We start from the raw sequence: 24,816 nt of genomic DNA, 5'->3' as shown, positions 1-24,816 counted from the left end.
ATTCAAGCGAGCGACGGGTGATATGGATCAGTAGTGACCCAGATCAGGAGAGTCTAGCGGTCAAGCCAGACAAGGGAGGCAAAACGTCCGGTGCGCGAACTGCGCCGGTACGAAAAGAAACGCGGGTCGGTCACCGTGCATAAACCGCCACCATATACAGCAGTGACGCCGCGTGCGGCGAGGCGCAGGCGGGCCAGCTGATAGATATCGGCCATGAACTTGCCGGGATTGCCGCTCGGCACAAAGGCTTCGGCGGTGGCCGGCAGTTGCTGCATGAAGGCGTCACGCACTTCCGGGCCGACTTCAAAGGCTTGCGGACCGATTGCCGGGCCGAGCCAGACCAACACGTCTTCAGGCCTGGCATCGAGGCGCTCGACCGTTGCTTCCAGCACGCCCGCCGCCAAGCCACGCCAGCCGGCATGGGCCGCCGCTACGCGGGTGCCGGCGCGGTTGCAGAACAACGCGGGCAGGCAATCGGCAGTCATTGAGGTGCAGGCGATGCCAGGCGTACCGGTCCAGCTGCCGTCGGCTTCGACCGTACGGCTCGGGTCGGCCTCGACCACGGTCACGCCGTGGACCTGACGCAACCAGGCCGGCTGGATCGCGAAGGCATCGGTAAGACGACGGCGATTTTCAAGGACGGCTTGCAGGTTGTCCTCGACGTGATCGCCCAGGTTGAGGGTGTCGAACGGCGCCAGACTGACGCCGCCCGAGCGGGTGGTGACGCAGGCCTTCACCCGAGCCGGCGCAGGCCAGTCAGGAATCAGCCAGTCATTCATCCGATAAACGCCTCGCGATCCTGCTTGAGCAGCGACAGCAACCAGACCAGATCGTCCGGCAGAGGCGATTCCCAGCTCATTCGCTTACCGCTCGTCGGATGGTCCAGCTCAAGGAAACGTGCATGCAGTGCCTGGCGCGGGAAGGTCTTGAGCGATTCAACCATGGTTTGGCTGGCTGCCGGCGGGATGCGGAAGCGGCCGCCGTAGGCCGGATCCCCGACCAACGGGAAGTTGATGTGGGCCATGTGCACGCGAATCTGGTGGGTACGCCCGGTTTCCAGTTTGACCCGCACATGGGTGTGGGAGCGGAAACGCTCGAGTACACGGTAGTGGCTGACGGCCTGCTTGCCGCCCTCCATCACCGCCATACGCTGGCGCTGCTGGCCGTGACGACCGATCGGCGCGTTGATCTTGCCACCGGCCACCACCACGCCGATCACGATGCACTCGTAGATACGGCTGACGCTGCGGCTTTGCAATTGTGTGACCAACTGCGTCTGCGCCTGAATGGTCTTGGCCACCACCATCAAGCCGGTGGTGTCCTTGTCCAGACGGTGCACGATGCCGCAGCGCGGAACGTTGACGATGTCCGGCACGTGGTGCAGCAAGGCATTGAGCAGGGTGCCATCAGCGTGCCCGGCCGCCGGGTGAACCACCAGGCCTGCGGGTTTGTTGATGACCAGGATGTCGTCGTCTTCATAGACGATGTCCAGCTCGATGTCCTGGGCGACCCATTCTCCCTGGGCTTCCTGCTCGGCGGTCAGCTCAAGAATCGCACCGCCATGGACTATGTCTCGCGGGCGGATAACCGCTCCATCCACAGTCAGGCGGCCGTCTTTGATCCAGGCGGAAAGGCGCGAGCGCGAGTGCTCAGCGAATAATTGTGCGGCGACTTGATCGAGGCGTTGGCCGCCCAATTCGGACGGCACCTCTGCGCGAAGTTCAATTTTATCGGACATGCTCAGACTAGGCGTGGCACAGCCTTTGGTTTCGGCTGCGCGCTTGTGGTTAAATACGGCGTCTTTTGCCCCGAGGCTTTCAACGGGGCGCTCATCATAACAGGACGGCCCCGCCCAAGACAGCGGCCGTCATAGGGACGCAAGCCGCCATGCAAGTGAAACACCTGCTGCTGATCGCCATCCTCGCCATGACTGCTGCTTGCTCGTCAACAAAGGAAGTCGTCGACGAAAACCTGAGCGAAGTCGAGCTATACCAATTGGCTCAGAAAGACTTGGACAATAATAGCTACACCAGCGCCACAGCGAAGCTGAAGGCACTGGAGTCGCGTTATCCGTTCGGGCGCTATGCCGACCAGGCCCAGCTCGAGCTGATCTACGCCAACTACAAGAACGCCGAGCCGGAAGCTGCCAAGTCCGCCGCCGAGCGTTTCATCCGCCTGCATCCGCAGCACCCGAACGTCGACTACGCCTACTACATGAAGGGCCTGACCTCGTTCGACCAGGACGTCGGCCTGCTGGCGCGCTTCCTGCCGCTGGACATGACCAAGCGTGACCCGGGCGCCGCCCGCGACTCCTACAACGAGTTCGCCCAGCTGACCAGCCGCTACCCCAACAGCCGCTACGCGCCGGACGCCAAGCAGCGCATGATCTACCTGCGCAACCTGCTGGCGTCCTACGAGATCCACGTGGCTCACTACTACCTGACCCGTCAGGCTTACGTGGCAGCAGCCAACCGTGGCCGTTACGTGGTGGAGAACTTCCAGGAAACCCCATCGGTGGGTGACGGCCTGGCCGTGATGACCGAGGCTTACCAGCGCCTGCACCTGGACGACCTGGCCAGCACCAGCCTGGAAACCCTGAAGCTCAACTACCCGGATCACCCAAGCCTGAAAGATGGCCAGTTCGTGCCTCAGGTTGACGAAGCGGACAACCGTTCGTGGCTGAGCAAATACACCCTGGGCCTGATCGAGTCCCGTCCACCGCTGCCGCCGGGCGAAACCCGCGCCAACCAGGACGTGATCAAGCAGTACCAGGACGCCAAGGAAGCCATCCCTTCGGACCTCAAGCCCCATGACGAGAACGGCGACGTGATCGAAGAGGAAGAACCCGAGGCCCTGGGCAACAACCAGGACCGCTCGTGGTTCAGCTACATGACCTTTGGTGTGTTCGACTGATTGCACCCCGCGCCATACAAGAAGGAGCCTTTCGAGGCTCCTTTTTTGTGGGCGGTATTATTGCGCTGTGCGCTTGGCAGGTCCTTGGCTAAACTGGCGCATTCCTTGTCGAGAAACCGCCATCATGCTTCGTCTACTGTTCTGGATTGCCGTCATTGCCGCCGCGGTATGGTTCTGGCGCAAATTCAAAAGCCCGGCCGCTAAACGACAGCGAGCCAGCGAGCCCGGCGCCGCGCTGATGGTGCGCTGCGCCCACTGCGGCGTGCACCTGCCACAGGACCGCGCCTTGAGTTCGCGCCAGGAGTGGTATTGCACCCAGGCGCACCTGGAACAAGGGCCCAAGTCTATCCAGCGCTGAGCCGGCCTTCGGGCGCATACGGCGTCGGGTCGATGATGGGCGCACGCGCCAGCAGCAAATCGGTAAACAATTGGCAGGACGCTGGCGCCAGTACCAGGCCGTTGCGGTAATGCCCGCAGTTGAGCCACAACCCGTTGAAGCCCGGCACCCGGCCGATGTACGGGATGCCCTGCGGCGAACCGGGGCGCAATCCGGCCCAATGCCCCACCACTTCGGCGTCGGCCAAGGCGGGGATCAACTCCACCGCTGAGGCCTTGAGGCTTTCCAGCGCCGTTTCGGTGGGGGTCTTGTCGAACCCTTCATGCTCCAGGGTACTGCCGATCAGGATGTGCCCGTCACGCCGAGGGATCGCATAACGCCCCTTGGCCAGGACCATGCTCGACAGGAAGTCCGAGGCGCATTTGTACAGGATCATCTGGCCTTTGACCGGCTCGACCGGCAACGACAGGCCCAGCGTGCCGAGCAACTCACCGCTCCACGCACCTGCCGCCAACACGACCTGATCGCCCAGCACCGGACCCTCCGCGGTGTTCACGCCCACCACATCGCCGGCATCCAGAACAAACCCGGTCACTTCACACTGCTCATGAATGGTCACGCCAGGCAACGCCAGCAACGCCGCCTTGAGGGATTTGACCAGCCGCGGGTTGCGCACATTGGCGACATTGGCCATGTAGATCGCCTGGGAGTACCCGCCGCCCAGCACCGGAACGGCATCAAGGGCCGCCGAGACGTCTACTTTGCTCAATGGGCGCCCTTCCCGTGCAGCCCAGGCCAGGGCTTCGGCTTCGTCGTCCAGGTCCAGCCAATACAGGCCAGTGGTATGCACCTCGGGGTCAACACCTGTCGCGGCAAACAGACGCTGCGCCAGTTGTGGGTAAAAATCCTGGGACCAATGCGCCAGCGCAGTGACGGCCGGGCCGTAGCGCCAGGGATAGAGCGGCGAAACAATGCCACCGCCCGCCCAGGAGGACTCCTGCCCCAAAGCCGCGCGCTCCAGTAACACCACTGCTTGCCCTTGGGTCGCCAGGTTGAACGCCGTCAACAAGCCGATGACTCCGCCACCGACAATCACTACCCGCTGTTGCTCTGCCATCATTTGATCCAGCCGATAAATAGGAACAAGCGCACGCGGCGCCCAATCATCCAGCATCCTCATCATTGCCCCCAGCACAGCTTGCGCGACATTCCCGATGCCGCGCCGGGGTTTCCCCGCGCAGCGGTGCTGCTCAGGCTGAAGTCGCCGCAAGGGTCGCCGAGCATGACCGAGTCGACGGCGGGCGTGGCCACCAGCTGGAAATCCCGAGGGTTCAATGCAGCGCTGATTCTATAGTGATCATTGCCCGCACTGAGGCCCTCTGCGTCAATAAAAGTGCCGTTCCTCGTATAAAAGCGCTCCAGGTGCTGAGCCTGTTCCATCAACAACGCGACGATCTCGGCGCGATAGACCTTTTTCATGTGGCCGGTGTACCCGGGGTAAGCGATCCCGGCCAATACAGCGATGATCGCCACGGCGATCAGTAACTCGATCAAGGTAAACCCCTGGCTATCCATGCCCATTCCATTGCTCCCTATTGAAGTTGCCGCCATGCCACACGCCGAAATCGCGCGCCGCTCTCCTCTTCTACCCGCGCATAGACGCTCTCCAGCACCGTACGCACCTGGCCGCTCAGCCCGACTGCCGTCACTCGATAAACCCATGCCTGTGTGTGTGGCGGTAAATGCGCCAGCCCTACCGCAGGCCCCAGGAACTGGATGCCGTACAGGCCGCCCTTCAGCGCCACCCACGTCATGCCCGAAATAGGGTCCACGCCGGACCCGACCACCGAAAAAGCCGCTTGCGGTGGCGCACAGGAGACAACTGACTGGCACAACGGCAGCGCTGCGAAGGACCGCCGTACGGCAGACTCTCCGCGCCGCAAACCGCTTTCGGCACTTTGCAGCGACTGATTGCGGTGCCAAAGGCTGGCGCTGATCTTTTGCTGGGTGATTGCACCTTGCATCGATGTCATACCCACCAGCGACACCAGCAACAGGAACACCAGGCTGATCAGCAGCACCATGCCGGCCTGGCGCAAACGAAAACCTTCTGTGAGCATCATTGGTCGCCCTACCCCAGACGGTTTCGCAGCGCCGCGACGACGCTGTAGGTTTGGTCTTTTACCCGACCGGTCGGGTCTTGCAGCGTCATCCGGATGCGCACACTGCGCACCAGAGACAGGTCGGCCGGGCTCGCGTCGTAGCGCACCACCTCCACCGATGAGGGCTTGGCGGATACGCCAAAGCTGATATCGAATGCCTGCACGTTATCCACCAACACCGCCTTGGCCGGAGCCGCAGGCGTGCTGACCTTCAATTGCCCCGCTTCGAAGGTGTAGGTGAGTTGACGCAACGCAAAACGGATCTGACCGGGTGCAGGCGCTGGGCCGCTTGCGGCATACGCCTGGGCGCTACCGGTGCAGTCGGACAACACGGTCCAGTCCGGCTTGCCACTCTCACTATCGACATGCGCAGTCACCAGCGTGAGCGACTTCGCGCCCGCCCCGGCAGCCCAACTGACAGGCTGGTCAAAGATTGGCGGGGCGTTGTCGATAAACCCCGTGGCCAGACAGCCGAACATGCCGGCCTGGCGAATATCCTGGGTTATCTTGCCTAGCACGAACCGCGCATCATCTTGCAGCAGCATGGCGGCCTGCTGGCTGGCGTGGGTGGCGTTGGTGCTTATCACGACCTGGCTGGCCCCAAGCACCAGCACCAAGCCCATTGCCAGCGCCAGCAGCAACTCCACCAGGCTGAAACCTCGAACACGCCGCCTCATTGGGCCACCCCCGGCTCATCACTGATACGGCTGGTCAGGGTGAACGTTTCCCTGGCGCCCGGCCTGTTAGCCCCTCGGCTGTCATCCCAACTGATGCTGACAGTCACTTCACTTGCGCTGACCGACACCGAGCCTTTGCCGCCATCCCCGGCAAAGCCAAGGATGTTCGCCTCGAAATCATGCAGGTCCAGATCGCGCACGCTGGCGTCAGCGATGCTCGCCGGGGCACGCCCGGACCGCCCCCATGTGTAGTCGGCGGCCGAGTTGGCGCGGATGCGATCAAGCATGTCATAGGCAATGAAACTGGCCTGGCTGGTCATCCTGGCACTGTCGGTGTATTTGAGCGCGTTTAGTTGGATCACCGCCGAGCCCAGCAGGCCAACGGCGAGAATCAGTACTGCGATCAGCACCTCAATCAGCGTCATGCCGACCTGGTGGCGAGGCAAAACCTGGGAAAAACCGGTGTGGGGGCAGGCAAGCATTACCGTCGTCTTCCGTGTCGAGGGCCGAAAAAAAGCAGCTCAAGTCTGCTGTGCGACCCAAGACTAGCGCCGGTTTTTCGCCGGCGCCGCTCCAGGAACAAAGGGAAATACTTTGGACATAAAGGCCACCATCCAGCGCCGCAGCCCGGGCGCTATACCTAAGGCTCGACCTGAATCCACGGAGGGACGGCGCATGCAACAACGAGGTTTCACCCTGATAGAACTGCTGCTCGGACTGATCATCAGCAGCATCCTGGCCAACCTGGCCGTGCCCGGCTTCAAGAACCTGCTGGAATCACAGCAACGACATAGCGCGGCACAGTCCCTGGCGGGAGGGCTGCGCTACGCACGCACCGAAGCCATCGCCCGCAACCAGGCGGTGGTGATTCACGCCCTGGATGAAGACTGGGGTCAAGGTTGGCGGGTAATCGTGGACCTAAGCGGACGCGGCCATCTGGATGATACAAATCCAGTGCTGCTGGAACGCCAGGACAGCGGGCAGGTGCCGGTCGTGGGCAATGGGCCGCTGAAGAACCAGGTGCGCTTCAGCGGGTTGGGCGAACCGGTGTTTTCAGGGGGAGGGTTTCGAGCCGGCACTGTGCATGTGTGTGCCCGGGACCAGGCAGAGAGCCGGTTGCAGGTAGTCCTGGCGCCCAGCGGGCGCATCAGCCTGCGCAGCGAAAGAGCCGAGCAGGCATTGTGCCGGAGCGACTCCGGCACCCGGGCAGTCAAAGCAGCGAGCGAACCCGCAGCTCCTTGGGCATGGAGAAGGTGATGTTCTCCTCGCGGCCAGCCAGTTCATCGGCCCCGGTGGCACCCCAGGCGTGCAGTTGCTGGATGACACCACGCACCAGCACTTCCGGCGCCGAAGCGCCCGCCGTGATGCCGATACGCTCGACGCCCTCGAACCAGCTGCGCTGCATATCTTCGGCACCATCGATCAGGTACGCAGGCGTTGCCATGCGCTCAGCCAGTTCGCGCAGGCGGTTGGAGTTGGAGCTGTTGGGGCTGCCGACTACCAGGACCACATCGCATTCATCCGCCAATTGCTTGACCGCGTCCTGGCGATTTTGGGTGGCGTAGCAGATGTCGTCCTTGCGTGGCCCGCCAATGGCCGGGAAGCGACTGCGCAGCGCGTCGATCACGCGGCTGGTGTCGTCCATGGACAAGGTGGTCTGGGTCACGAATGCCAGGCGCTCGGGGTTATGCACCTGCAGGTTGGCGACGTCTTTTTCGTCTTCAACCAGGTAAATGGCGCCACCATTGCCAGCGTCGTACTGGCCCATGGTGCCTTCGACTTCCGGGTGCCCGGCATGGCCGATCAGGATGCACTCTCGACCGTCACGGCTGTAGCGTGCAACTTCGATGTGTACCTTGGTCACCAGTGGGCAGGTTGCATCAAAGACTTTCAGGCCACGGCCCGCCGCTTCGGTACGCACGGCCTGCGAGACGCCGTGGGCGCTGAAGATGACGATCACGTCATCCGGCACCTGGTCCAGCTCTTCGACAAAGATGGCGCCGCGCGCGCGCAGGTCTTCGACCACGAATTTATTGTGGACGACTTCGTGGCGCACGTAGATCGGCGGTCCGAAGACTTCCAGGGCGCGGTTGACGATTTCGATCGCCCGGTCCACACCGGCGCAGAAGCCACGGGGGTTGGCGAGTTTGATTTGCATGCTGTGCCTCGTGTCTTGCATGGCAAGAAATGGGATCGACTCAGCCCTTGAGGGACTGACTCCTGTGGGAGCTGGCTTGCCTGCGATTGCATCACCTCGGTATAGCTAAAGTACCGAGGTGCCTGCATCGCAGGCAAGCCAGCTCCCACACAAGCCCGGCTCCCACAGGAACCGGTTTTTTCAGTCAGAGCGCTTTAACGTCGATGATTTCAACGTCGAACGTCAAGGTTTTACCGGCCAACGGGTGGTTGAAGTCGATGGTCACTTGCGCGTCATCGAAGGTTTTCACCACACCAGGCAGCTCGGTATTCGCCGCATCGTTGAAGATCACCAGCAAGCCTTCCGACAGCTCCATATCCTGGAACTGCGAGCGCGGGATAATCTGTACGTTTTGCGGGTTGGGCTGGCCGAAGGCGTTTTCCGGCAGGATCTGCAGGGTACGCTTGTCGCCGGCCTTGAAGCCGAACAGGGCCGCTTCGAAACCCGGCAGCAGGTTGCCGTCGCCGACCTTGAAGGTGGCGGGAGCTTTGTCGAACGTGCTGTCGACCGTGTCGCCGTTCTCCAGGCGCAGTGCGAAATGCAAAGTGACTTCCGTGTTCTGGCCGATGCGTTGCCCGGCCAATACCTGATCAGTCATTGACGGTCTCTCCGGTTTTCTTGCTTCTGAACATGTCCAGCGCCAGCATGATTGCACCGACGGTGATGGCGCTGTCGGCAAAATTGAACGCCGGGAAGTAATGACGGTTCTGCCAGTGCACCAGGATGAAGTCGATCACATGGCCCAAGGCAATGCGGTCGTACAGGTTGCCCAGCGCGCCGCCCAGCACCAGGGCCAAGGCGATCGCCAGCCAGGTGTCATCGCGCCCCAGGCGCTTGAGCCACACCACCAGTACCGCGCTGACCACAAGCGCGATCACGGCGAACAGCCACCGCTGCCAGCCACCGCCATCAGCCAGAAAGCTGAAGGCAGCACCCGTGTTGTAGGCCAGGGTCCAGCTGAAGTAATCCGGGATCACCACGATTTGCTGGAACATCTGCAGGGAGCCTTCGAAATGAGCCTTGCTGACCTGGTCGATGACCAGCACCAGCAGGCTCAGCACGAGCCAGCCCAGACGTCCGAAACGACTGGTTTTAAGCATAGTGGCGAACCTCGCCGGCACCGCTGATGTTGTCGACGCAACGACCGCAGATTTCCGGATGCTCAGGGTTCACGCCAACGTCTTCACGGCAATGCCAGCAGCGGGCGCACTTGGGGAAGGCCGACTTGACCACCTTGAGCTTGAGGCCCGGCACTTCGGTGGCGACAGCGTCCACCGGCGCCTGGGCAAACGGTGCCAGGCTGGCGGTGGAGGTGATCAACACGAAGCGCAGCTCATTGCTCAGTTTGGCCAGGTCGGCGCTCAGGCCTTCCTCGGCGAACAGGGTGACTTCGGCTTGCAGGTTGCCACCGACGGCCTTGGCCGCACGCTGCACTTCCAGCTCCTTGTTCACCGCAACCTTCACGGCCATCACGCCTTCCCAGTACTCGCGGCCCAGTTCGAAGTCGGCCGGCAGTTCGGTCAGGCCTTCGTACCAGGTGTTGAGCATCACGGACTCGTTGCGCTCGCCCGGCAGGTACTCCCACAGCTCGTCGGCGGTGAAGGCCAGGATCGGCGCGATCCAGCGCACCAGCGCCTCGCTGATGTGGTACAGCGCGGTCTGCGCCGAGCGGCGCGCCTTGCTGTTGGCGCCGGTGGTGTACTGGCGGTCCTTGATGATGTCGAGGTAGAACCCACCCAGCTCCTGCACGCAGAAGTTATGGATCTTCGAGTAGACGTTCCAGAAACGGTATTCGCCGTAGCTTTCCTGCAACTCGCGCTGCAGCAACAGCGCGCGGTCCATGGCCCAACGGTCGAGGGCGAGCATGTCCTCGGCCGGCAGGATGTCGGTGGCCGGGTTGAAGCCGGTCAGGTTCGACAGCATGAAGCGTGCGGTATTGCGGATGCGACGGTAGGCGTCGGCGCTACGGGCCAGGATCTGCTCGGAGACGGCAATTTCGCCCGAATAATCGGTCGAGGCGACCCACAGACGCATGATGTCGGCGCCCAGGGTGTCGTTGATCTTTTTCGGCTCGATCACGTTTTTCAACGACTTGGACATCTTGCGGCCGTTTTCGTCGACGGTGAAGCCGTGGGTCAGCAGTTCCCGGTACGGCGCGTGATTGTCGATGGCGCAACCGGTCAGCAGCGACGAGTGGAACCAGCCACGGTGCTGGTCCGAACCTTCCAGGTACAGGTCGGCACGCGGGCCGGTCTCGTGGCCCATCGGGTGGGAACCGCGCAGCACGTGCCAGTGGGTGGTGCCCGAGTCGAACCACACGTCGAGGGTGTCGCTGATCTTGTCGTACTGCGGCGCTTCATCGCCCAACAGTTCGGCGGCGTCCATTTTGAACCAGGCTTCGATGCCTTCCTGCTCGACGCGCTGGGCCACGACTTCCATCAGCTCGACGGTGCGCGGGTGCAGCTCGCCGCTTTCCTTGTTCAGGAAGAACGGGATCGGCACGCCCCAGTTACGCTGGCGGGAGATGCACCAGTCCGGACGGTTGGCGATCATCGAATGCAGGCGTGCCTGGCCCCAGGCCGGGACGAACTTGGTGTCTCCGATGGCTTCGATCGCGCGGTTACGCAGGGTTTCGCCGCTGGTCGGCGCTTTGTCCATGCCGATAAACCACTGCGCGGTGGCGCGGTAGATCAGCGGGGTCTTGTGGCGCCAGCAGTGCATGTAGCTGTGCTGGATGGTCGCGGTTTGCATCAGCGCACCGACTTCACGCAGCTTTTCGATGATCGCCGGATCGGCCTTGAAGATGAACTGGCCGCCGAAGAACTCCAGCGACGGCACGTACACGCCGTTGCTTTGCACCGGGTTGATGATGTCGTCGTTGACCAGGCCGTACTGCTTGCAGATCACGAAGTCATCGACGCCGTAGGCAGGCGAGCAGTGAACGATGCCGGTACCCGAGCCCAGTTCAACGTAGTCAGCCAGGTACACCGGCGACAGGCGGTCATAAAACGGGTGGCGGAAATTGATCAGTTCCAGCGCGGAGCCGGTGGTGGTGGCGATGACCGAACCTTGCAGCTCGTAGCGGGCCAGGCAGGCCTCGACCATTTCTTCAGCGAGCACGAGCAGGCGGTCACCGACGTCCACCAGAGCGTAGGTGAATTCCGGGTGCACGTTCAGCGCCTGGTTGGCCGGGATGGTCCACGGGGTCGTGGTCCAGATCACGATGGCCGCGGGCTTGGCCAGCGACGCCAGGCCGAACGCCTGGGCCAGCTTGGCCTCGTCGGCGACCGGGAAGGCCACGTCGATGGTCGAGGATTTCTTTTCTTCGTACTCGACTTCCGCTTCGGCCAGGGCCGAACCGCAGTCGAAGCACCAGTTCACGGGTTTGAGGCCCTTGAACACGAAACCACCCTTGACGATTTCGGCCAAGGCGCGGATTTCACCGGCCTCGTTCTTGAAACTCATGGTCTTGTAAGGGTTGTCCCACTCGCCCAACACGCCCAGGCGGATGAATTCGGACTTCTGGCCTTCAATCTGCTCGGCGGCATAGGCACGGCACAGTTCGCGGGTCTTGTCCGCGCCCAGGTTCTTGCCGTAGGTGACTTCGACCTTGTGCTCGATCGGCAGGCCGTGGCAGTCCCAACCTGGGACATACGGCGCGTCGAAGCCCGAAAGGGTTTTGGAGCGCAGGATCATGTCCTTGAGGATCTTGTTCAGCGCATGACCGATGTGAATCGTGCCGTTGGCATAAGGAGGGCCGTCGTGCAGGACGAACTTCGGACGATCCTTGCCAATTTCGCGCAACTTTCCGTACAGGCCAATACTGTCCCAGCGCTGCAGGATCTGCGGTTCGCGCTGTGGCAGGCCGGCCTTCATTGGGAAGGCGGTGTCCGGAAGGTTTAGCGTGGCTTTATAGTCGGTCATTTAAGGCTCTTCGGTTAGCGATGGGCGCTAGGTGCGGCTAGTGCACGGGCGGCGGCGACATCCGCATTGATCGCCGTTTTCAACGCCTCGAGGGAGGCGAAACGCTGCTCTTCACGCAGCTTCTGGTGGAAAACCACCGTCAAACGCCGGTCGTATAAATCACCGGCAAAATCCAAAAGGTGAACTTCCAGGTGGGCCTTGCCATCACCTGCAACCGTGGGCCTGACGCCTATGTTGGCGACTCCCGGCCACGATTGGCCGTCGATGTCGACGCTGACCAGGTAAACCCCGGTCAGCGGCACACGGCGGCGCTTGAGTTGCACGTTGGCGGTTGGCGTGCCCAATTGGCGCGCCAGCTTCTGGCCGTGCAGGACCCGACCGGCAATGCGGAACGGGCGACCTAGCAAACGCTCGGCCAAGGCAAAGTCGGCGGCGGCCAAGGCGTTACGCACCTGGGTACTGCTCACGCGCAGGCCGTCGAGTTCAACGGTTTGCGCGGCTTCGACGGTAAACCCCTGGTTGACGCCGGCCTGTTGCAGGAAATCGAAATCCCCGACGCGGTCGCAACCAAAGCGGAAGTCGTCGCCGACCTCCAAATGCTCAACGCCCAGGCCATCGACCAGGATACGGTCGACGAACTCGGCGGCGCTCAGGCTTTGCAAGCGCTGGTTGAAGGCCAGGCAGAGGACGCGGTCCACGCCTTCTTCAGCCAGCAGTTGCAGCTTGTCACGCAGGCGGGCCAGACGGGCCGGCGCAGTCTCGGGGGTAAAATATTCCCGCGGCTGCGGCTCGAAAATCACCACGCAGCTGGGCACGCCCAACTCGACCGCGCGCTCGCGCAGCCGGGCCAGGATAGCCTGGTGGCCACGGTGAACACCGTCAAAGTTGCCAATAGTGGCGACGCAGCCCCGATGCTCGGGGCGCAGGTTGTGGAGACCTCGAACCAGCTGCATAACGCGCTTCTTGCTCATAAAGTGGTCGATTATAACCACACCCGGCCCCGGACGACAGGCAACACCGCAGGCCAAATGGATCGAATCGCTAAAACAACCGTTTATCGCGGCAAACTCTCTAGCTCAACGACTTGCGATTGAAATCGCGCAGGCGAAAGCCTTGCAGCAGCAACATTGCGAAGTACACCAGCACACCGGCGACTACCAGCACGCCAAGGCGCATGAAGCGTTCCAACATGCCGCCTTCGCTCCAGGCAGGCATAACGTGCATCAGGCCCAGCAACACGGCCGACATCATCGCCACCGCGACCAACAGCTTAAGGGCAAACAGCCCCCAGCCCGGTTGCGGCTGGTACATCTTTTGTTTACGCAACTGGTAATACAGCAGGCCGGCGTTGATGCACGCACCGGCACTGATGGCCAGGGCCAGGCCGGCATGTTGCAACGGGCCGATGAACACAAGGTTAAGCAATTGGGTCACGATCAGCGTGAAAATCGCGATTTTCACCGGTGTGCGGATGTTCTGCTGGGCATAAAAGCCCGGCGCCAGCACCTTGATTACGATAATACCCAGCAGCCCGACGGAATAGGCGACCAGGGCGTGCTGCGTCATCAGGGCGTCATGGGCATCGAATTGGCCGTATTGAAACAGCGACACGGTCAACGGCTCGGCCAGGATCCCCAGCGCCAGCGCACAGGGCAGCACCAGCACAAAGCACAGGCGCAGGCCCCAATCGAGAATGCGCGAATATTCCTGGCGATCCTTGCTGGCGTAGGTGCGCGCCAGGGTCGGCAACAGGATCGTGCCCAGGGCCACGCCCAACACGCCGGACGGCAATTCCATCAGACGGTCGGCGTAGTACATCCATGACACCGAGCCGGACACCAGCAACGAAGCGAACGCGGTGTTGATGATCAGCGAAATCTGGCTGACCGACACGCCAAGGATCGCCGGCAGCATATTGCGCATCACGCGCCATACACCGGTGTCCTTCAGATTCAGGCGCGGCAGTACGAGCATGCCGATCTTTTTCAGGTGCGGCAGCTGGTAGAGCAATTGCGCCAGGCCGCCGGCCAGTACGGCCCAACCCAGGGCCATCACCGGCGGATCGAAGTACGGCGTGAGGAACAGCGCGAAGAGGATCATGCTGACGTTCAGCAGGGTCGGCACGAAGGCCGGCACCGAGAACCGGTTCCAGGTATTGAGGATCGCCCCGGCCAATGACGAAAGGGAGATCAGCAATATATAAGGAAAGGTTACCCGAAGCAGGTCAGTGGTCAGCGCAAACTTTTCCGGCGTATTGGCAAAGCCAGGCGCCGTGGCCCAGATCACCCAGGGGGCGGCGAGCATGCCGAGAATGGTCACCAGCATCAACACCAGCGTCAACAGGCCCGAGACATAGGCGATAAAGGTGCGGGTCGCCTCCTCGCCCTGCTGGGTCTTGTATTCGGCCAGGATCGGCACGAAGGCTTGGGAAAATGCGCCTTCGGCGAAGATCCGCCGCAGCAGGTTGGGCAATTTAAAGGCAATAAAGAAGGCATCCGTGGCCATGCTGGCGCCAAAAATGCGCGCCAGCAGGGTGTCACGCACAAACCCCAGAACCCTGGAGATCATCGTGATAGAGCTGACCGCGGCCAACGATTTGAGCAGATTCATTGAAAGAGTTTGCGCCTATAGATAAAGAGCAGGCGAACAAAGCGCCCACTTATGCGATACTGCGCGCCTGCAACAGCACAGAGCCAAAGCTCGCGAGTTTACAGGTCAAGCGCCGGAAATAAATCACCCGCCTCTTCAGATCGACCACTCAGCAGTTCGCATCAGCCGCCCTTGACAACCCGTCAAGTCATCGGCATGATTCGCGGCCTATTTTGTTTGCTATTTCCTAAAAAGTCTTTCGAGGAGCTCGACGGTGGCCAACACACCTTCCGCCAAAAAACGTGCAAAACAGGCTGAGAAGCGTCGCAGCCACAACGCCAGCCTGCGTTCCATGGTTCGTACCTACATCAAGAATGTAGTTAAAGCCATCGACACCAAAGACGCTGAAAAAGCCCAAGCTGCTTACGTTCTGGCAGTGCCGGTTATCGACCGTATGGCCGATAAAGGCATCATCCACAAGAACAAGGCCGCTCGTCATAAGAGCCGCCTGAATGGCCACATCAAGGCTCTGAGCGTTCCTGCTGCAGCCTAAGTGGTAACAACTGCAACACAACCCAGGTTGTGGAACAGTTAAAAAATGCCCCGTACCGAAAGGTATGGGGCATTTTTGTTGGTACCTCATATCTGAAGCATGTCGATAAAATGTGGGAGCTGGCTTGCCTGCGATAGCATCAACTGGGTATGCCTGATGTATCGAGTTGTTTGTATCGCAGGCAAGCCAGCTCCCACATTTTTTGGGCACAAAAAAACGCCCCGAACCAGTCGGGGCGTTTTTGCTACCGTTTGATCAAACCATCGATCAATGGTGGTGACCGCCTTCACCATGAACGTGACCGTGGGCCACTTCTTCCTGGGAAGCGTCGCGAATGGCGATGATCTTCACCTGGAAGTTCAGGCGCTGGCCAGCCAACGGGTGGTTGCCGTCGACGGTCACGTCGTCGCCATCCAGGTCGCGGATGGTGACGATCTGCATTTGGCCGTCCGGCGCGGAGGCGTGGAACTGCATGCCGACTTCCAGCTCGTCGACGCCTTCGAACATGCTGCGGCTCAGCGTGCTGACCAGCTCGGCCGAGTATTCGCCGTAGGCATCTTCAGGTTCTACGGCGACGGTCAGTTCATCACCAACTGCCTTGCCTTCCAGGGCCTTTTCCAGGCCTGGGATGATGTTACCCGCGCCTTGCAGGTAGACCAGCGGCGCGCCGCCGGCTGAGCTGTCGATGACCTCACCAGCGTCGTTGGTCAGGGTATAGTCGATGGAGACAGCCTTGTTAGCGGCGATCGTCATGGGGCGAGACCTTTTGCATAAGAATGAAGAACGGACAAGTCTAAACAAGGATTTGCCCGAAAGCGAACAGAACCCGGACGGACGGAAGCGATCAACGGCATCCTTCATCATCGGGTTCCACCAGGATGACGACCAACACTGGGTGGCCGAGCTGTCCTGCGGCCACACCCAGCACCTGCGTCATCAGCCGCCCTGGCAGTCGCGCGCCTGGGTGCTCGCCCCTGCGCAACGTATTGAAAAAATAGGCCAGTCCTTTGCCTGCGGCTGGTGTGCGCAAGAGCCCGAATAACGATAACCTTGGCACCTGATTCGCGGTAGGCGCTCAGCCATAGAGCGCCACCCAAGCCATGCAACTCCAGAGAATTCGCATGCAAACTTTTTTTATCGCGCCCACCGATTTTGGTGTGGGTCTGACCTCCATCAGCCTTGGGCTGGTGCGCACCCTTGAGCGAGCTGGCCTGAAAGTCGGTTTTTTCAAGCCGATTGCCCAGCCGCATCCGGGAGACACCGGCCCTGAGCGTTCGACCGAACTGATCGCGCGCACCCACGGCTTGAAGCCGCCGCAACCCCTGGGGCTGGCTCATGTCGAGCGGATGCTTGGCGACGGTCAGCTTGACGAGCTGCTTGAAGAAATCATCACGCTGTATCAGCAGGCGGCGGTGGGCAAGGACGTATTGATCGTCGAAGGCATGGTGCCAACCCGCAGCGCCAGCTATGCAGCACGGGTCAACCTGCACCTGGCCAAGAGCCTGGATGCAGAAGTGATCCTGGTCTCGGCCCCGGAAAACGAAGTGCTCACCGAGCTCTCCGGCCGCGTGGAATTGCAGGCTCAACTGTTCGGCGGTCCGAAAGACCCGAAAGTGCTCGGCGTGATCCTCAACAAGGTGCGCACCGACGAGAGCATGGAAGCCTTCTCGGCGCGCCTCAAGGAACATTCCCCGTTGTTGCGCAGCGGTGATTTCCGCCTGCTCGGTTGCATTCCCTACCAGCCCGAACTCAACGCGCCGCGCACCCGCGATGTCGCCGACCTGATGGGCGCGCAGATTCTCAACGCCGGCGATTATGAAACCCGGCGCATGACCAAGATCATCATCTGCGCGCGCACCATGCGCAACACCGTAGAGCTGCTCAAGCCCGGCGTGCTGGTGGTGACGCCCGGCGACCGCGACGATATCATTCTCGCCGTCAGCCTGGCCGCGATCAACGGCGTGCCCCTGGCCGGCCTGTTGCTGACCAGCGACACCCTGCCCGACCCGCGCATCATGGAGCTGTGCCGAGGCGCTTTCCAGGCCGGGCTGCCGGTGCTGTCGGTGAGCAGCGGTTCCTACGACACCGCGAACCAGCTCAATGGCCTGAACAAGGAAATCCCCATCGATGACCGCGAGCGCGCGGAGATCATCACCGATTTCGTCGCCAGCCACCTCGATGCGCGCTGGCTGCACCAGCGTTGCGGCACGCCACGGGAGATGCGCCTGTCGCCGGCCGTGTTCCGTTACCAGTTGATCCAGCGCGCCCAGGCCGCCAACAAGCGCATCGTGTTGCCCGAGGGCAGCGAGCCGCTGACCGTGCAAGCCGCCGCCATCTGCCAGGCCCGTGGCATTGCCCGCTGCGTATTACTGGCCAAGCCGGCGGATGTGGAAGCGGTCGCCCGCGCCCAAGGCATCGAACTGCCCGAAGGCCTGGAGATTCTCGACCCGGACCTGATCCGCCAGCGTTATGTCGAACCGATGGTCGCGTTGCGCAAGAGCAAGAGCCTTAACGCGCCGATGGCCGAGCAGCAATTGGAAGACACCGTGGTGATCGCCACGATGATGCTCGCCTTGGATGAAGTGGACGGCCTGGTCTCCGGCGTCGTTCATTCCACCGCCAATACCATCCGCCCCGCCCTGCAGTTGATCAAGACCGCGCCGGGCTGCACGCTGGTGTCGTCGGTGTTCTTCATGCTGTTCCCGGAGCAGGTGCTGGTGTACGGCGACTGTGTGATGAACCCGCACCCGAGCGCCGCGGAGCTGGCGGAAATTGCCCTGCAAAGCGCTGATTCCGCCGCCGCGTTCGGCATTACCCCGCGCGTGGCGATGATCAGCTATTCCAGCGGCGATTCGGCCAGTGGCGAGGAAGTGGAGAAAGTCCGCGAAGCCACCCTGCTCGCCCACGAACAGCAAAGTTCGCTGCTGATCGACGGCCCGCTGCAATACGACGCCGCCGCCAACGAAACCGTGGCCCGCCAACTGGCGCCCGACAGCCTGGTCGCCGGCAAGGCCACGGTATTCGTGTTCCCGGATCTGAATACTGGCAACACCACCTACAAAGCCGTACAGCGCAGCGCCGATTGCGTCAGCCTTGGGCCGATGCTGCAGGGCCTGCGTAAACCGGTCAACGACCTGCCACGCGGTGCCCAGGTGGACGACATCGTGTACACCATCGCGCTCACTGCGATCCAAGCCGCCAACCGACCTATGGATATCTAAATGCTGGATTTTCTACCTGCCGCCGTGCGCGGGGTGATCGCTTCGCTGTTGCTGGCGCTGAACACGATCCTGCTGTGTTCGTTCCTGTTTATCGTCGCGCTGTTCAAGGCGCTGCCGTTTGCCAAGCGCTTCAGCGAATGGCTGATGAACCACACTCACGAAGCCTGGGTGACCAACAACAAGGGCTGGATGAACCTGGTGCAACGCACGCGCTGGCACCTTAAAGGCCTTGAAGGCCTGGACTATCAACACTCCTACCTGGTGACCAGCAACCACCAGAGCTGGGTCGACATCATGGTGCTGCAATACGTGCTCAACCGCCGCATTCGCCCCTTGAAGTTCTTTCTCAAGCAGGAGCTGATCTGGGTGCCGGTGATTGGCCTGGCCTGGTGGGCGCTGGGTTTTCCGTTCATGAAACGCTACACCAAGGCGTACCTGGAGAAACACCCGGAGAAGAAAGGCAAGGACCTGGAAACCACGCGCAAAACCTGTGCGAAATTTCGCCACAATCCGGTAGGCATCTTTAACTTTGCCGAAGGCACCCGGTTCACACCCGGCAAACATGCGCAGCAGAACTCGCCGTTTCGCTATTTGCTCAAACCCAAGGCTGGCGGGATTGCGTTTGTGCTGGACGCCATGGGCGAGCAGTTGAAGTCGCTGGTGAACGTGACCATTCACTACCCTGCCGGGCGTCCCGGGTACTGGGATTTGCTGTGCGGGAAGGTGAAGGACGTCGTGGTTCAGTTTGAGGAAGTGCCGATCCCGGCTGAGTTCATTGGCAAGAATTATGAGCAGGATGGGGAGTATCGGTTGGCGTTCCAGGGGTGGATCAACCGGTTGTGGGAAGAGAAGGATCAGTTGCTGGAAAGACTGCACACAGAATTCCCAGGCAAACACTGACCAACCTGTGGGAGCTGGCTTGCCTGCGATAGCGGTGGGTCAGTTACACCTATATCAACTGACAAGTCAGCTATCGCAGGCAAGCCAGCTCCCACATTGATTGAGTTCGATCTTGAAGATGTGAAAAAGCCCGCCACCGATGACTCGGTGACGGGCTTTTTTTGTGGCCGCGAGGTTTAGATCGCGCCGCGCTGACGCAACAACGCCAGCACTTGCTTGACGCTCTCTTCCAGCGACAGGGCCTGGGTGTCGATCACCAGATCGGCATTCAACGGCACGTCGTACGGGAAGGACTCGCCCGGAATGTTATCCCCACCGGCGGCGTACAGGCCTTGCGGATCACGCTCGGCACACACCAGCGGCGAGGCTTGCACGTAGACCGTCAGCAGGCGCTCGGCACCGATCAGCGCCTTGACCTGTTCGCGGCCTTCGGCATCCGGCGCGACAAACGCGGCCAGGGTCAACAGGCCCGCTTCGTTGAACTGGCGCGCCACGTGAGCGGCACGGCGCCAGTTCTCGGTGCGACCGGCACGATCCTGCGGCAAGCCTTTGTTAAGGTCGTGACGCAGGTTCTGGCCATCGAGCACGAACACCGCACGGCCCATGTCGAACAACTTGCGTTCGACCGCGTAGGCCAGGGTGCTCTTGCCGGCGCCCGACAAACCGCTGAACAGCACGGTCGCCGGTTGCTGGCCGAAACGCAGGGCGCGCTCTTCGGTGGCTACATGGGCCAACTTGCCATGCTGCGCCGCGCTGCCGTGGGTGACCGGCGGGGCGATGATCATGCCGGCGGCCACGGTGCCGTTGGTCAAGCGGTCGATGACGATGAACGCGCCGGTGGTGCGGTTGCTGTCGTAACCGTCCAGGGCGATGGCGGCGTCGAGGCTGACCTTGACCCGGCCAATCTCGTTCAGCTGCAGCGAACTCGCCGGGCCTTCGGCCAGGGTGTTCACATCCACGCGATGCACAATGCTGGTGATGGACCCCGGCACGTAGCTGGTGGCGCGCTTGATGTCGTATTTCTTGCCCGGCAGCATCGGCTCTTCGGCCATCCACACCAGCATGGCGTCGAACGCGTCGGTCACTTGCGGCACGTTGTCGGCGTGTACCAGCAGGTCGCCACGGGAGATGTCGATCTCGTCTTCCATGGTCAGCGTCACCGCTTGACCAGGACCTGCGTGCTCCAGTTCACCTTCGAAGGTGACGATGGATTTCACGCGGCTGCTCTTGCCCGACGGCAGCACCACGACTTCGTCGCCCTTGTGCACGATGCCGCTGGCCAGGGTGCCGGCAAAACCCCGGAAGTTCAGGTTCGGACGGTTGACGTACTGCACCGGGAAGCGCAGGTCGGTGTAGTTGCGGTCGTTGGCGATCTCGACGGTTTCGAGGATCTCCATCAGCGACTGGCCGGTGTACCAGGGCGAACGCTCGCTCTTGTTCACCACGTTGTCGCCTTTGAGCGCCGACATCGGCACGAACGCCAGGGTGCTTGGCTTGAACGCGATACCGTCGGCGAACTTCAGGTAATCGGCCTTGATCTGCTCGAATACGCTCTGGTCAAAACCATTGATGTCCATCTTGTTGACGGCCACCACAATGTGTTTGATGCCCAGCAACGAGGCGATGAAGCTGTGGCGACGGGTCTGGGTCTGCACGCCGTAGCGGGCGTCGATCAGAATGATCGCCAGGTCACAGGTGGATGCACCGGTGGCCATGTTGCGGGTGTACTGCTCATGGCCGGGGGTGTCGGCGATGATGAATTTGCGCTTGGCGGTGGAGAAGTAGCGGTAGGCCACATCGATGGTGATGCCCTGCTCACGCTCGGCCTGCAGGCCGTCGACCAGCAGCGCCAGGTCGATGTCATCGCCGGTGGTGCCGGATTTTTTCGAATCGCGGGTGATGGCTTCCAGGTGATCTTCGTAGATCATCTTGGAGTCGTGCAGCAGACGCCCGATCAGGGTGCTCTTGCCGTCGTCGACATTGCCGCAGGTCAGGAAGCGCAACATTTCCTTGCGCTCGTGCTGGGCCAGGTAGGCGAGGATGTCCTCGCTGATCAAATCAGATACGTGCGACATGACAACCCCTTAGAAATAACCCTGACGTTTTTTATCTTCCATGGAGCCGGCGCCATCGTGGTCGATGACACGGCCCTGGCGCTCGGAAGTTCGCGTCAGGAGCATTTCCTGAATGATGTCCGTCAGCGTCTCGGCTTCGGACTCCACCGCGCCCGTCAACGGGTAGCAGCCAAGGGTACGGAAACGGACTTTCTTTTTGACAATGCGGGCTTTGTCTTCGTCGGACAGATGCTCGAGGATGCGCTCGTCGTCAATCATGATCAGCGTGCCGTTCTTCTCGATCACCTCGCGTTCGGCGGCGAAGTACAACGGCACGATCGGAATGCCTTCCAGGTAGATGTACTGCCAGATGTCCAGCTCGGTCCAGTTGGACAGCGGGAACACGCGGATCGACTCGCCCTTGTTGACGTTGCCGTTGTAGACGTTCCACAGCTCGGGCCGTTGGTTCTTCGGGTCCCAGCGGTGCTTGCTGTCGCGGAACGAGTACACGCGCTCTTTGGCGCGGGATTTCTCTTCATCGCGACGGGCGCCGCCGAATGCCGCGTCGAAACCATGCATGTCCAAGGCCTGTTTGAGGCCTTCGGTCTTCATGATGTCGGTGTGCTTGGCGCTGCCGTGGGTGAACGGGTTGATGTCCTGCGCCACGCCATCGGGGTTGATGTGCGTGATCAGGTCCAGGCCCAGTTCTTCGACCATTTTGTCGCGGAACGCGTACATTTCCTGGAATTTCCAGCGAGTGTCGACGTGCATCACCGGGAACGGCAGCTTGCCAGGGAAGAACGCCTTGCGTGCCAGGTGCAGCATCACGGCGGAGTCTTTACCGATCGAGTAGAGCATCACCGGGTTGTCGAACTCGGCGGCGACCTCGCGGATGATGTGGATGCTTTCCGCCTCCAGCTGTTTGAGATGCGTCAGTTTGTCGACCATGGTTACTCACGGAAAAACGATCTTATGGACGGCCAGCGGGCCGTGTTCGAGCGGGGCATGCTAGCACAGCACCTGCTTCTAATCAGGGCGCGGGCTAGATCGAAACGGTATATGAATATGCCGCCAGGTTTGGGCGTTCAGACACTTGTAGGAGCGAGCTTGCTCGCGAAAATTGTCAACGATAACGCGGGCATTCTGGATGACCGCGGCGCTCTCGGGTTTTTCGCGAGCAAGCTCGCTCCTACAGGAGAGAGCCATCAGATTGGGTTGGGGCAGTCAATGAACAGATGCTCCAGCGCAAAGCGCCGCGCCAGGTAATCCCCCAGCGCCTGTACGCCATAACGCTCGGTGGCGTGGTGGCCGGCGGCGATAAAGCTGATGTTGTTTTCACGCGCGCTATGGAAAGTTTGCTCTGATGCTTCGCCACTCAGGTACAGGTCGACGCCGGCGGCAATCGCCTGGTCGATATAGCCCTGGCCACCGCCGGTGCACCAGCCGACGCGGCGGATCATCTCGCTGCCTTCGATCAGCAGCGGTTCGCGGCCCATGACTTCCTGCACGCGGCGGGCGAAGTCGCGGGGCGACAGCGGCTCGGCGAGGGAGCCGACCAGGCCGACGACTTTGGGATTGCTCGGGTCCAGCGGGCCTTCGACGGTGATGTCCAGTTGCCTGGCAAGCTGCACGTTATTACCGACGTCGGGGTGCAGGTCCAGCGGCAGGTGGTAGGCCAGCAGGCTGATGTCATGCTTGAGCAACGTCTTCAAGCGGCGCTGCTTCATACCGGTGATGCAGGGGTTTTCACCTTTCCAGAAATAGCCGTGGTGCACCAGGATCAGATCGGCCTGGGCGTCGACCGCCGCGTCCAGCAGGGCTTGGCTTGCGGTCACGCCGCTGACGATACGCATCACCTGCGGGCGCCCCTCGACCTGCAGGCCGTTGGGGCAATAATCGGCAATTTTTGCACTGCCGAGGTAGCGGTCCGCTTCCTCGACGAGGGTGGTAAGGGGGACGGCCATAAAAGTCTCCTAAATATCCCGTTCGCAGGCGTCGCAGCCTCGTATAATGCGCGACATTATGGGCGCTCTCCCGCCCCCTGCAACCTGTCAGGACTTACTTGATGCTCAAGGCGCTGCGTTTTTTTGGATGGCCATTGCTGGCTGGCGTGCTGATCGCGATGCTGATTATTCAGCGTTTCCCGGGGCTGGTGGGTCTACCCAGCCTTGATGTGAACCTGCAACAGGCGCCGCAGACCAGCGCGGTGGTGCAAGGCCCCGTCACGTATGCCGATGCGGTCACCATCGCCGCTCCGGCCGTGGTCAACCTGTATACCACCAAGGTCATCAACAAACCGGCCCATCCGCTATTTGAGGACCCGCAGTTTCGCCGCTATTTCGGCGATAACGGGCCCAAGCAACGCCGCATGGAATCCAGCCTGGGTTCCGGGGTGATCATGAGCCCCGAAGGCTACATCCTCACCAACAACCACGTGACCTCCGGCGCCGACCAGATCGTGGTGGCCCTGCGTGACGGCCGCGAAACCCTGGCCCGTGTGGTGGGCAGCGACCCGGAAACCGACCTTGCCGTGTTGAAGATCGACTTGAAGAACCTGCCATCCATCACCCTGGGCCGCTCTGACGGTTTGCGGGTAGGTGACGTGGCACTGGCCATCGGCAACCCATTCGGGGTGGGCCAGACCGTGACCATGGGCATCATCAGCGCCACCGGGCGTAACCAGTTGGGCCTTAACAGCTACGAAGATTTCATCCAGACCGACGCCGCGATCAACCCAGGCAACTCCGGCGGCGCGCTGGTGGATGCCAATGGCAACCTGACGGGCATCAATACCGCGATTTTCTCCAAGTCCGGCGGTTCACAGGGCATCGGCTTTGCGATCCCGGTAAAGCTGGCGATGGAAGTGATGAAGTCGATCATCGAACACGGCCAGGTGATTCGCGGGTGGCTGGGGATTGAAGTGCAGCCGCTGACCAAGGAGCTGGCCGAGTCGTTTGGCTTGACTGGGCGCCCTGGCATCGTGGTCGCGGGGATATTTCGTGACGGCCCGGCCCAGAAAGCCGGCCTGCAACTGGGGGATGTGATCCTCAGCATCAACGGCGAACCGGCGGGCGACGGGCGCAAGTCGATGAACCAGGTGGCGCGGATCAAGCCGACCGACAAAGTGGCGATCCAGGTGATGCGCAACGGTAAAGAGATCAAGTTGCTGGCGGAAATCGGCCTGCGCCCACCGCCCGCACCGGTCAAGGAAGAAGAATAAGCGGTCTGGCCGAGGTACCCGTTCGCGGGTACCTGTAAGAATATATTTCAAAGCAATTCATTCTCATTG

25 protein-coding genes are annotated in these 24,816 nt (G+C 61.4%); 8 read left to right on the top strand and 17 right to left on the bottom strand.

What is annotated here, in order from left to right:
- Positions 1–53 precede the first annotated feature (53 nt).
- Both pgeF and rluD read right to left on the bottom strand, forming a co-directional pair.
- A complete protein-coding gene (gene pgeF / locus BLL36_RS08945; RefSeq protein WP_076951101.1) occupies positions 54–779 on the bottom strand; it encodes a peptidoglycan editing factor PgeF in 726 nt (241 codons plus the stop codon).
- Positions 776–1,738 (bottom strand): 23S rRNA pseudouridine(1911/1915/1917) synthase RluD, encoded by a 963-nt coding sequence (gene rluD, locus BLL36_RS08940; protein WP_076951100.1) that lies wholly within the window; start codon positions 1,736–1,738, stop codon positions 776–778. Before rluD ends, pgeF begins: the two co-directional genes overlap by 4 nt.
- 149 nt (positions 1,739–1,887) lie before the next feature.
- Between rluD and BLL36_RS08935 the strand changes: the two genes are divergently transcribed.
- Positions 1,888–2,913, top strand: a complete 1,026-nt coding sequence (locus tag BLL36_RS08935; protein ID WP_076951099.1) for an outer membrane protein assembly factor BamD — start codon at positions 1,888–1,890, stop codon at positions 2,911–2,913.
- A gap of 124 nt (positions 2,914–3,037) precedes the next feature.
- Positions 3,038–3,271, top strand: coding sequence for a PP0621 family protein (locus tag BLL36_RS08930; protein ID WP_076951098.1), 234 nt, complete (start codon positions 3,038–3,040; stop codon positions 3,269–3,271).
- On the opposite strand, the gene thiO is transcribed toward BLL36_RS08930, so the two are convergent.
- From thiO to pilV, 5 genes are all read right to left on the bottom strand, one after another.
- On the bottom strand, positions 3,258–4,367 hold the full coding sequence (thiO, locus tag BLL36_RS08925) for a glycine oxidase ThiO (RefSeq protein ID WP_076951454.1): 1,110 nt from the start codon (positions 4,365–4,367) through the stop codon (positions 3,258–3,260). The genes BLL36_RS08930 and thiO overlap by 14 nt on opposite strands.
- A 62-nt stretch (positions 4,368–4,429) precedes the next feature.
- The gene (locus BLL36_RS08920; RefSeq protein ID WP_076951097.1) at positions 4,430–4,831 is read right to left on the bottom strand and encodes a type IV pilin protein; all 402 of its coding nucleotides are present in this window, start codon (positions 4,829–4,831) and stop codon (positions 4,430–4,432) included.
- Positions 4,832–4,842: 11 nt separating this feature from the next.
- The gene (locus BLL36_RS08915; protein ID WP_076951096.1) at positions 4,843–5,373 is read right to left on the bottom strand and encodes a pilus assembly PilX family protein; all 531 of its coding nucleotides are present in this window, start codon (positions 5,371–5,373) and stop codon (positions 4,843–4,845) included.
- Positions 5,374–5,381: 8 nt separating this feature from the next.
- Positions 5,382–6,089 (bottom strand): PilW family protein, encoded by a 708-nt coding sequence (locus tag BLL36_RS08910; protein ID WP_076951095.1) that lies wholly within the window; start codon positions 6,087–6,089, stop codon positions 5,382–5,384.
- Positions 6,086–6,571 carry a type IV pilus modification protein PilV gene (pilV, locus tag BLL36_RS08905; protein ID WP_076951094.1) on the bottom strand — a complete coding sequence of 162 codons (486 nt, stop codon included), beginning with the start codon at positions 6,569–6,571 and terminating at the stop codon, positions 6,086–6,088. The genes BLL36_RS08910 and pilV overlap by 4 nt, the downstream gene beginning before the upstream one ends.
- Positions 6,572–6,764: 193 nt before the next feature.
- Here pilV and BLL36_RS08900 point away from each other — a divergent pair, with 193 nt between their 5' ends.
- Positions 6,765–7,346: a GspH/FimT family pseudopilin gene (locus BLL36_RS08900; protein ID WP_076951093.1), complete on the top strand. Its 582-nt coding sequence runs from the start codon at positions 6,765–6,767 to the stop codon at positions 7,344–7,346.
- On the opposite strand, the gene ispH is transcribed toward BLL36_RS08900, so the two are convergent.
- From ispH to murJ, 6 genes are all read right to left on the bottom strand, one after another.
- Positions 7,300–8,247, bottom strand: coding sequence for a 4-hydroxy-3-methylbut-2-enyl diphosphate reductase (ispH, locus tag BLL36_RS08895; protein WP_076951092.1), 948 nt, complete (start codon positions 8,245–8,247; stop codon positions 7,300–7,302). The two genes, BLL36_RS08900 and ispH, sit on opposite strands and share 47 nt — an antisense overlap.
- Positions 8,248–8,431: 184 nt before the next feature.
- A complete protein-coding gene (gene fkpB / locus BLL36_RS08890; RefSeq protein WP_076951091.1) occupies positions 8,432–8,884 on the bottom strand; it encodes an FKBP-type peptidyl-prolyl cis-trans isomerase in 453 nt (150 codons plus the stop codon).
- Positions 8,877–9,386, bottom strand: coding sequence for a signal peptidase II (gene lspA, locus BLL36_RS08885; protein WP_076951090.1), 510 nt, complete (start codon positions 9,384–9,386; stop codon positions 8,877–8,879). The genes fkpB and lspA overlap by 8 nt, the downstream gene beginning before the upstream one ends.
- Complete coding sequence (ileS, locus tag BLL36_RS08880; RefSeq protein ID WP_076951089.1) at positions 9,379–12,210, bottom strand: isoleucine--tRNA ligase; 2,832 nt, start codon at positions 12,208–12,210, stop codon at positions 9,379–9,381. Before ileS ends, lspA begins: the two co-directional genes overlap by 8 nt.
- Before the next feature lie 14 nt (positions 12,211–12,224).
- Complete coding sequence (gene ribF / locus BLL36_RS08875; RefSeq protein ID WP_057725854.1) at positions 12,225–13,163, bottom strand: bifunctional riboflavin kinase/FAD synthetase; 939 nt, start codon at positions 13,161–13,163, stop codon at positions 12,225–12,227.
- 118 nt (positions 13,164–13,281) lie between these two features.
- Entirely contained in the window at positions 13,282–14,820 is a 1,539-nt protein-coding gene (murJ, locus tag BLL36_RS08870; RefSeq protein WP_076951088.1) for a murein biosynthesis integral membrane protein MurJ, read from the bottom strand.
- Positions 14,821–15,073: 253 nt separating this feature from the next.
- Here murJ and rpsT point away from each other — a divergent pair, with 253 nt between their 5' ends.
- Positions 15,074–15,352: a 30S ribosomal protein S20 gene (gene rpsT / locus BLL36_RS08860; RefSeq protein ID WP_003188401.1), complete on the top strand. Its 279-nt coding sequence runs from the start codon at positions 15,074–15,076 to the stop codon at positions 15,350–15,352.
- 267 nt (positions 15,353–15,619) lie between these two features.
- On the opposite strand, the gene BLL36_RS08850 is transcribed toward rpsT, so the two are convergent.
- Complete coding sequence (locus BLL36_RS08850) at positions 15,620–16,105, bottom strand: FKBP-type peptidyl-prolyl cis-trans isomerase (RefSeq protein ID WP_076951086.1); 486 nt, start codon at positions 16,103–16,105, stop codon at positions 15,620–15,622.
- Here BLL36_RS08850 and BLL36_RS08845 point away from each other — a divergent pair.
- From BLL36_RS08845 to BLL36_RS08835, 3 genes are all read left to right on the top strand, one after another.
- Positions 16,104–16,394: a DUF3565 domain-containing protein gene (locus tag BLL36_RS08845; protein WP_076951085.1), complete on the top strand. Its 291-nt coding sequence runs from the start codon at positions 16,104–16,106 to the stop codon at positions 16,392–16,394. The genes BLL36_RS08850 and BLL36_RS08845 overlap by 2 nt on opposite strands.
- A 79-nt stretch (positions 16,395–16,473) precedes the next feature.
- Positions 16,474–18,573, top strand: coding sequence for a phosphate acetyltransferase (gene pta, locus BLL36_RS08840; RefSeq protein WP_076951084.1), 2,100 nt, complete (start codon positions 16,474–16,476; stop codon positions 18,571–18,573).
- Positions 18,574–19,473 carry an acyltransferase gene (locus BLL36_RS08835; protein WP_076951083.1) on the top strand — a complete coding sequence of 300 codons (900 nt, stop codon included), beginning with the start codon at positions 18,574–18,576 and terminating at the stop codon, positions 19,471–19,473. It begins immediately after the preceding gene.
- 176 nt (positions 19,474–19,649) lie between these two features.
- Here the strand turns inward: BLL36_RS08835 and cysN are convergent, their stop codons facing one another.
- The 3 genes from cysN to BLL36_RS08815 all read right to left on the bottom strand — a co-directional run bounded on the left by cysN (position 19,650) and on the right by BLL36_RS08815 (position 23,491).
- On the bottom strand, positions 19,650–21,548 hold the full coding sequence (cysN, locus tag BLL36_RS08830; protein ID WP_076951082.1) for a sulfate adenylyltransferase subunit CysN: 1,899 nt from the start codon (positions 21,546–21,548) through the stop codon (positions 19,650–19,652).
- A gap of 9 nt (positions 21,549–21,557) precedes the next feature.
- A complete protein-coding gene (gene cysD / locus BLL36_RS08825) occupies positions 21,558–22,475 on the bottom strand; it encodes a sulfate adenylyltransferase subunit CysD (RefSeq protein WP_076951081.1) in 918 nt (305 codons plus the stop codon).
- A 257-nt stretch (positions 22,476–22,732) separates the two neighbouring features.
- Entirely contained in the window at positions 22,733–23,491 is a 759-nt protein-coding gene (locus BLL36_RS08815) for a Nif3-like dinuclear metal center hexameric protein (RefSeq protein WP_076951079.1), read from the bottom strand.
- A 101-nt stretch (positions 23,492–23,592) separates the two neighbouring features.
- Between BLL36_RS08815 and algW the strand changes: the two genes are divergently transcribed.
- Positions 23,593–24,747: a Do family serine endopeptidase AlgW gene (gene algW / locus BLL36_RS08810; RefSeq protein ID WP_076951078.1), complete on the top strand. Its 1,155-nt coding sequence runs from the start codon at positions 23,593–23,595 to the stop codon at positions 24,745–24,747.
- Positions 24,748–24,816: the final 69 nt, after the last annotated feature.

Source organism: Pseudomonas cedrina subsp. cedrina (assembly GCF_001983175.1).
In the GTDB taxonomy this organism is placed as follows: Bacteria; Pseudomonadota; Gammaproteobacteria; order Pseudomonadales; family Pseudomonadaceae; genus Aquipseudomonas; species Aquipseudomonas cedrina.
Note: the sequence above shows the minus strand (reverse complement) of the source record. Positions and strands in the feature narration are given on the sequence as shown.

What these genes read in the sequence shown, in the direction of transcription:
- pgeF (WP_076951101.1), bottom strand. Translation starts at nt 779, where the DNA reads ATGAATGACTGGCTGATTCCTGACTGGCCTGCGCCGGCTCGGGTGAAG.
- rluD (WP_076951100.1), bottom strand. Translation starts at nt 1,738, where the DNA reads ATGTCCGATAAAATTGAACTTCGCGCAGAGGTGCCGTCCGAATTGGGC.
- BLL36_RS08935 (WP_076951099.1), top strand. Translation starts at nt 1,888, where the DNA reads ATGCAAGTGAAACACCTGCTGCTGATCGCCATCCTCGCCATGACTGCT.
- BLL36_RS08930 (WP_076951098.1), top strand. Translation starts at nt 3,038, where the DNA reads ATGCTTCGTCTACTGTTCTGGATTGCCGTCATTGCCGCCGCGGTATGG.
- thiO (WP_076951454.1), bottom strand. Translation starts at nt 4,367, where the DNA reads ATGGCAGAGCAACAGCGGGTAGTGATTGTCGGTGGCGGAGTCATCGGC.
- BLL36_RS08920 (WP_076951097.1), bottom strand. Translation starts at nt 4,831, where the DNA reads ATGGGCATGGATAGCCAGGGGTTTACCTTGATCGAGTTACTGATCGCC.
- BLL36_RS08915 (WP_076951096.1), bottom strand. Translation starts at nt 5,373, where the DNA reads ATGATGCTCACAGAAGGTTTTCGTTTGCGCCAGGCCGGCATGGTGCTG.
- BLL36_RS08910 (WP_076951095.1), bottom strand. Translation starts at nt 6,089, where the DNA reads ATGAGGCGGCGTGTTCGAGGTTTCAGCCTGGTGGAGTTGCTGCTGGCG.
- pilV (WP_076951094.1), bottom strand. Translation starts at nt 6,571, where the DNA reads ATGCTTGCCTGCCCCCACACCGGTTTTTCCCAGGTTTTGCCTCGCCAC.
- BLL36_RS08900 (WP_076951093.1), top strand. Translation starts at nt 6,765, where the DNA reads ATGCAACAACGAGGTTTCACCCTGATAGAACTGCTGCTCGGACTGATC.
- ispH (WP_076951092.1), bottom strand. Translation starts at nt 8,247, where the DNA reads ATGCAAATCAAACTCGCCAACCCCCGTGGCTTCTGCGCCGGTGTGGAC.
- fkpB (WP_076951091.1), bottom strand. Translation starts at nt 8,884, where the DNA reads ATGACTGATCAGGTATTGGCCGGGCAACGCATCGGCCAGAACACGGAA.
- lspA (WP_076951090.1), bottom strand. Translation starts at nt 9,386, where the DNA reads ATGCTTAAAACCAGTCGTTTCGGACGTCTGGGCTGGCTCGTGCTGAGC.
- ileS (WP_076951089.1), bottom strand. Translation starts at nt 12,210, where the DNA reads ATGACCGACTATAAAGCCACGCTAAACCTTCCGGACACCGCCTTCCCA.
- ribF (WP_057725854.1), bottom strand. Translation starts at nt 13,163, where the DNA reads ATGCAGCTGGTTCGAGGTCTCCACAACCTGCGCCCCGAGCATCGGGGC.
- murJ (WP_076951088.1), bottom strand. Translation starts at nt 14,820, where the DNA reads ATGAATCTGCTCAAATCGTTGGCCGCGGTCAGCTCTATCACGATGATC.
- BLL36_RS08845 (WP_076951085.1), top strand. Translation starts at nt 16,104, where the DNA reads ATGGGGCGAGACCTTTTGCATAAGAATGAAGAACGGACAAGTCTAAAC.
- BLL36_RS08850 (WP_076951086.1), bottom strand. Translation starts at nt 16,105, where the DNA reads ATGACGATCGCCGCTAACAAGGCTGTCTCCATCGACTATACCCTGACC.
- pta (WP_076951084.1), top strand. Translation starts at nt 16,474, where the DNA reads ATGCAAACTTTTTTTATCGCGCCCACCGATTTTGGTGTGGGTCTGACC.
- BLL36_RS08835 (WP_076951083.1), top strand. Translation starts at nt 18,574, where the DNA reads ATGCTGGATTTTCTACCTGCCGCCGTGCGCGGGGTGATCGCTTCGCTG.
- cysN (WP_076951082.1), bottom strand. Translation starts at nt 21,548, where the DNA reads ATGTCGCACGTATCTGATTTGATCAGCGAGGACATCCTCGCCTACCTG.
- cysD (WP_076951081.1), bottom strand. Translation starts at nt 22,475, where the DNA reads ATGGTCGACAAACTGACGCATCTCAAACAGCTGGAGGCGGAAAGCATC.
- BLL36_RS08815 (WP_076951079.1), bottom strand. Translation starts at nt 23,491, where the DNA reads ATGGCCGTCCCCCTTACCACCCTCGTCGAGGAAGCGGACCGCTACCTC.
- algW (WP_076951078.1), top strand. Translation starts at nt 23,593, where the DNA reads ATGCTCAAGGCGCTGCGTTTTTTTGGATGGCCATTGCTGGCTGGCGTG.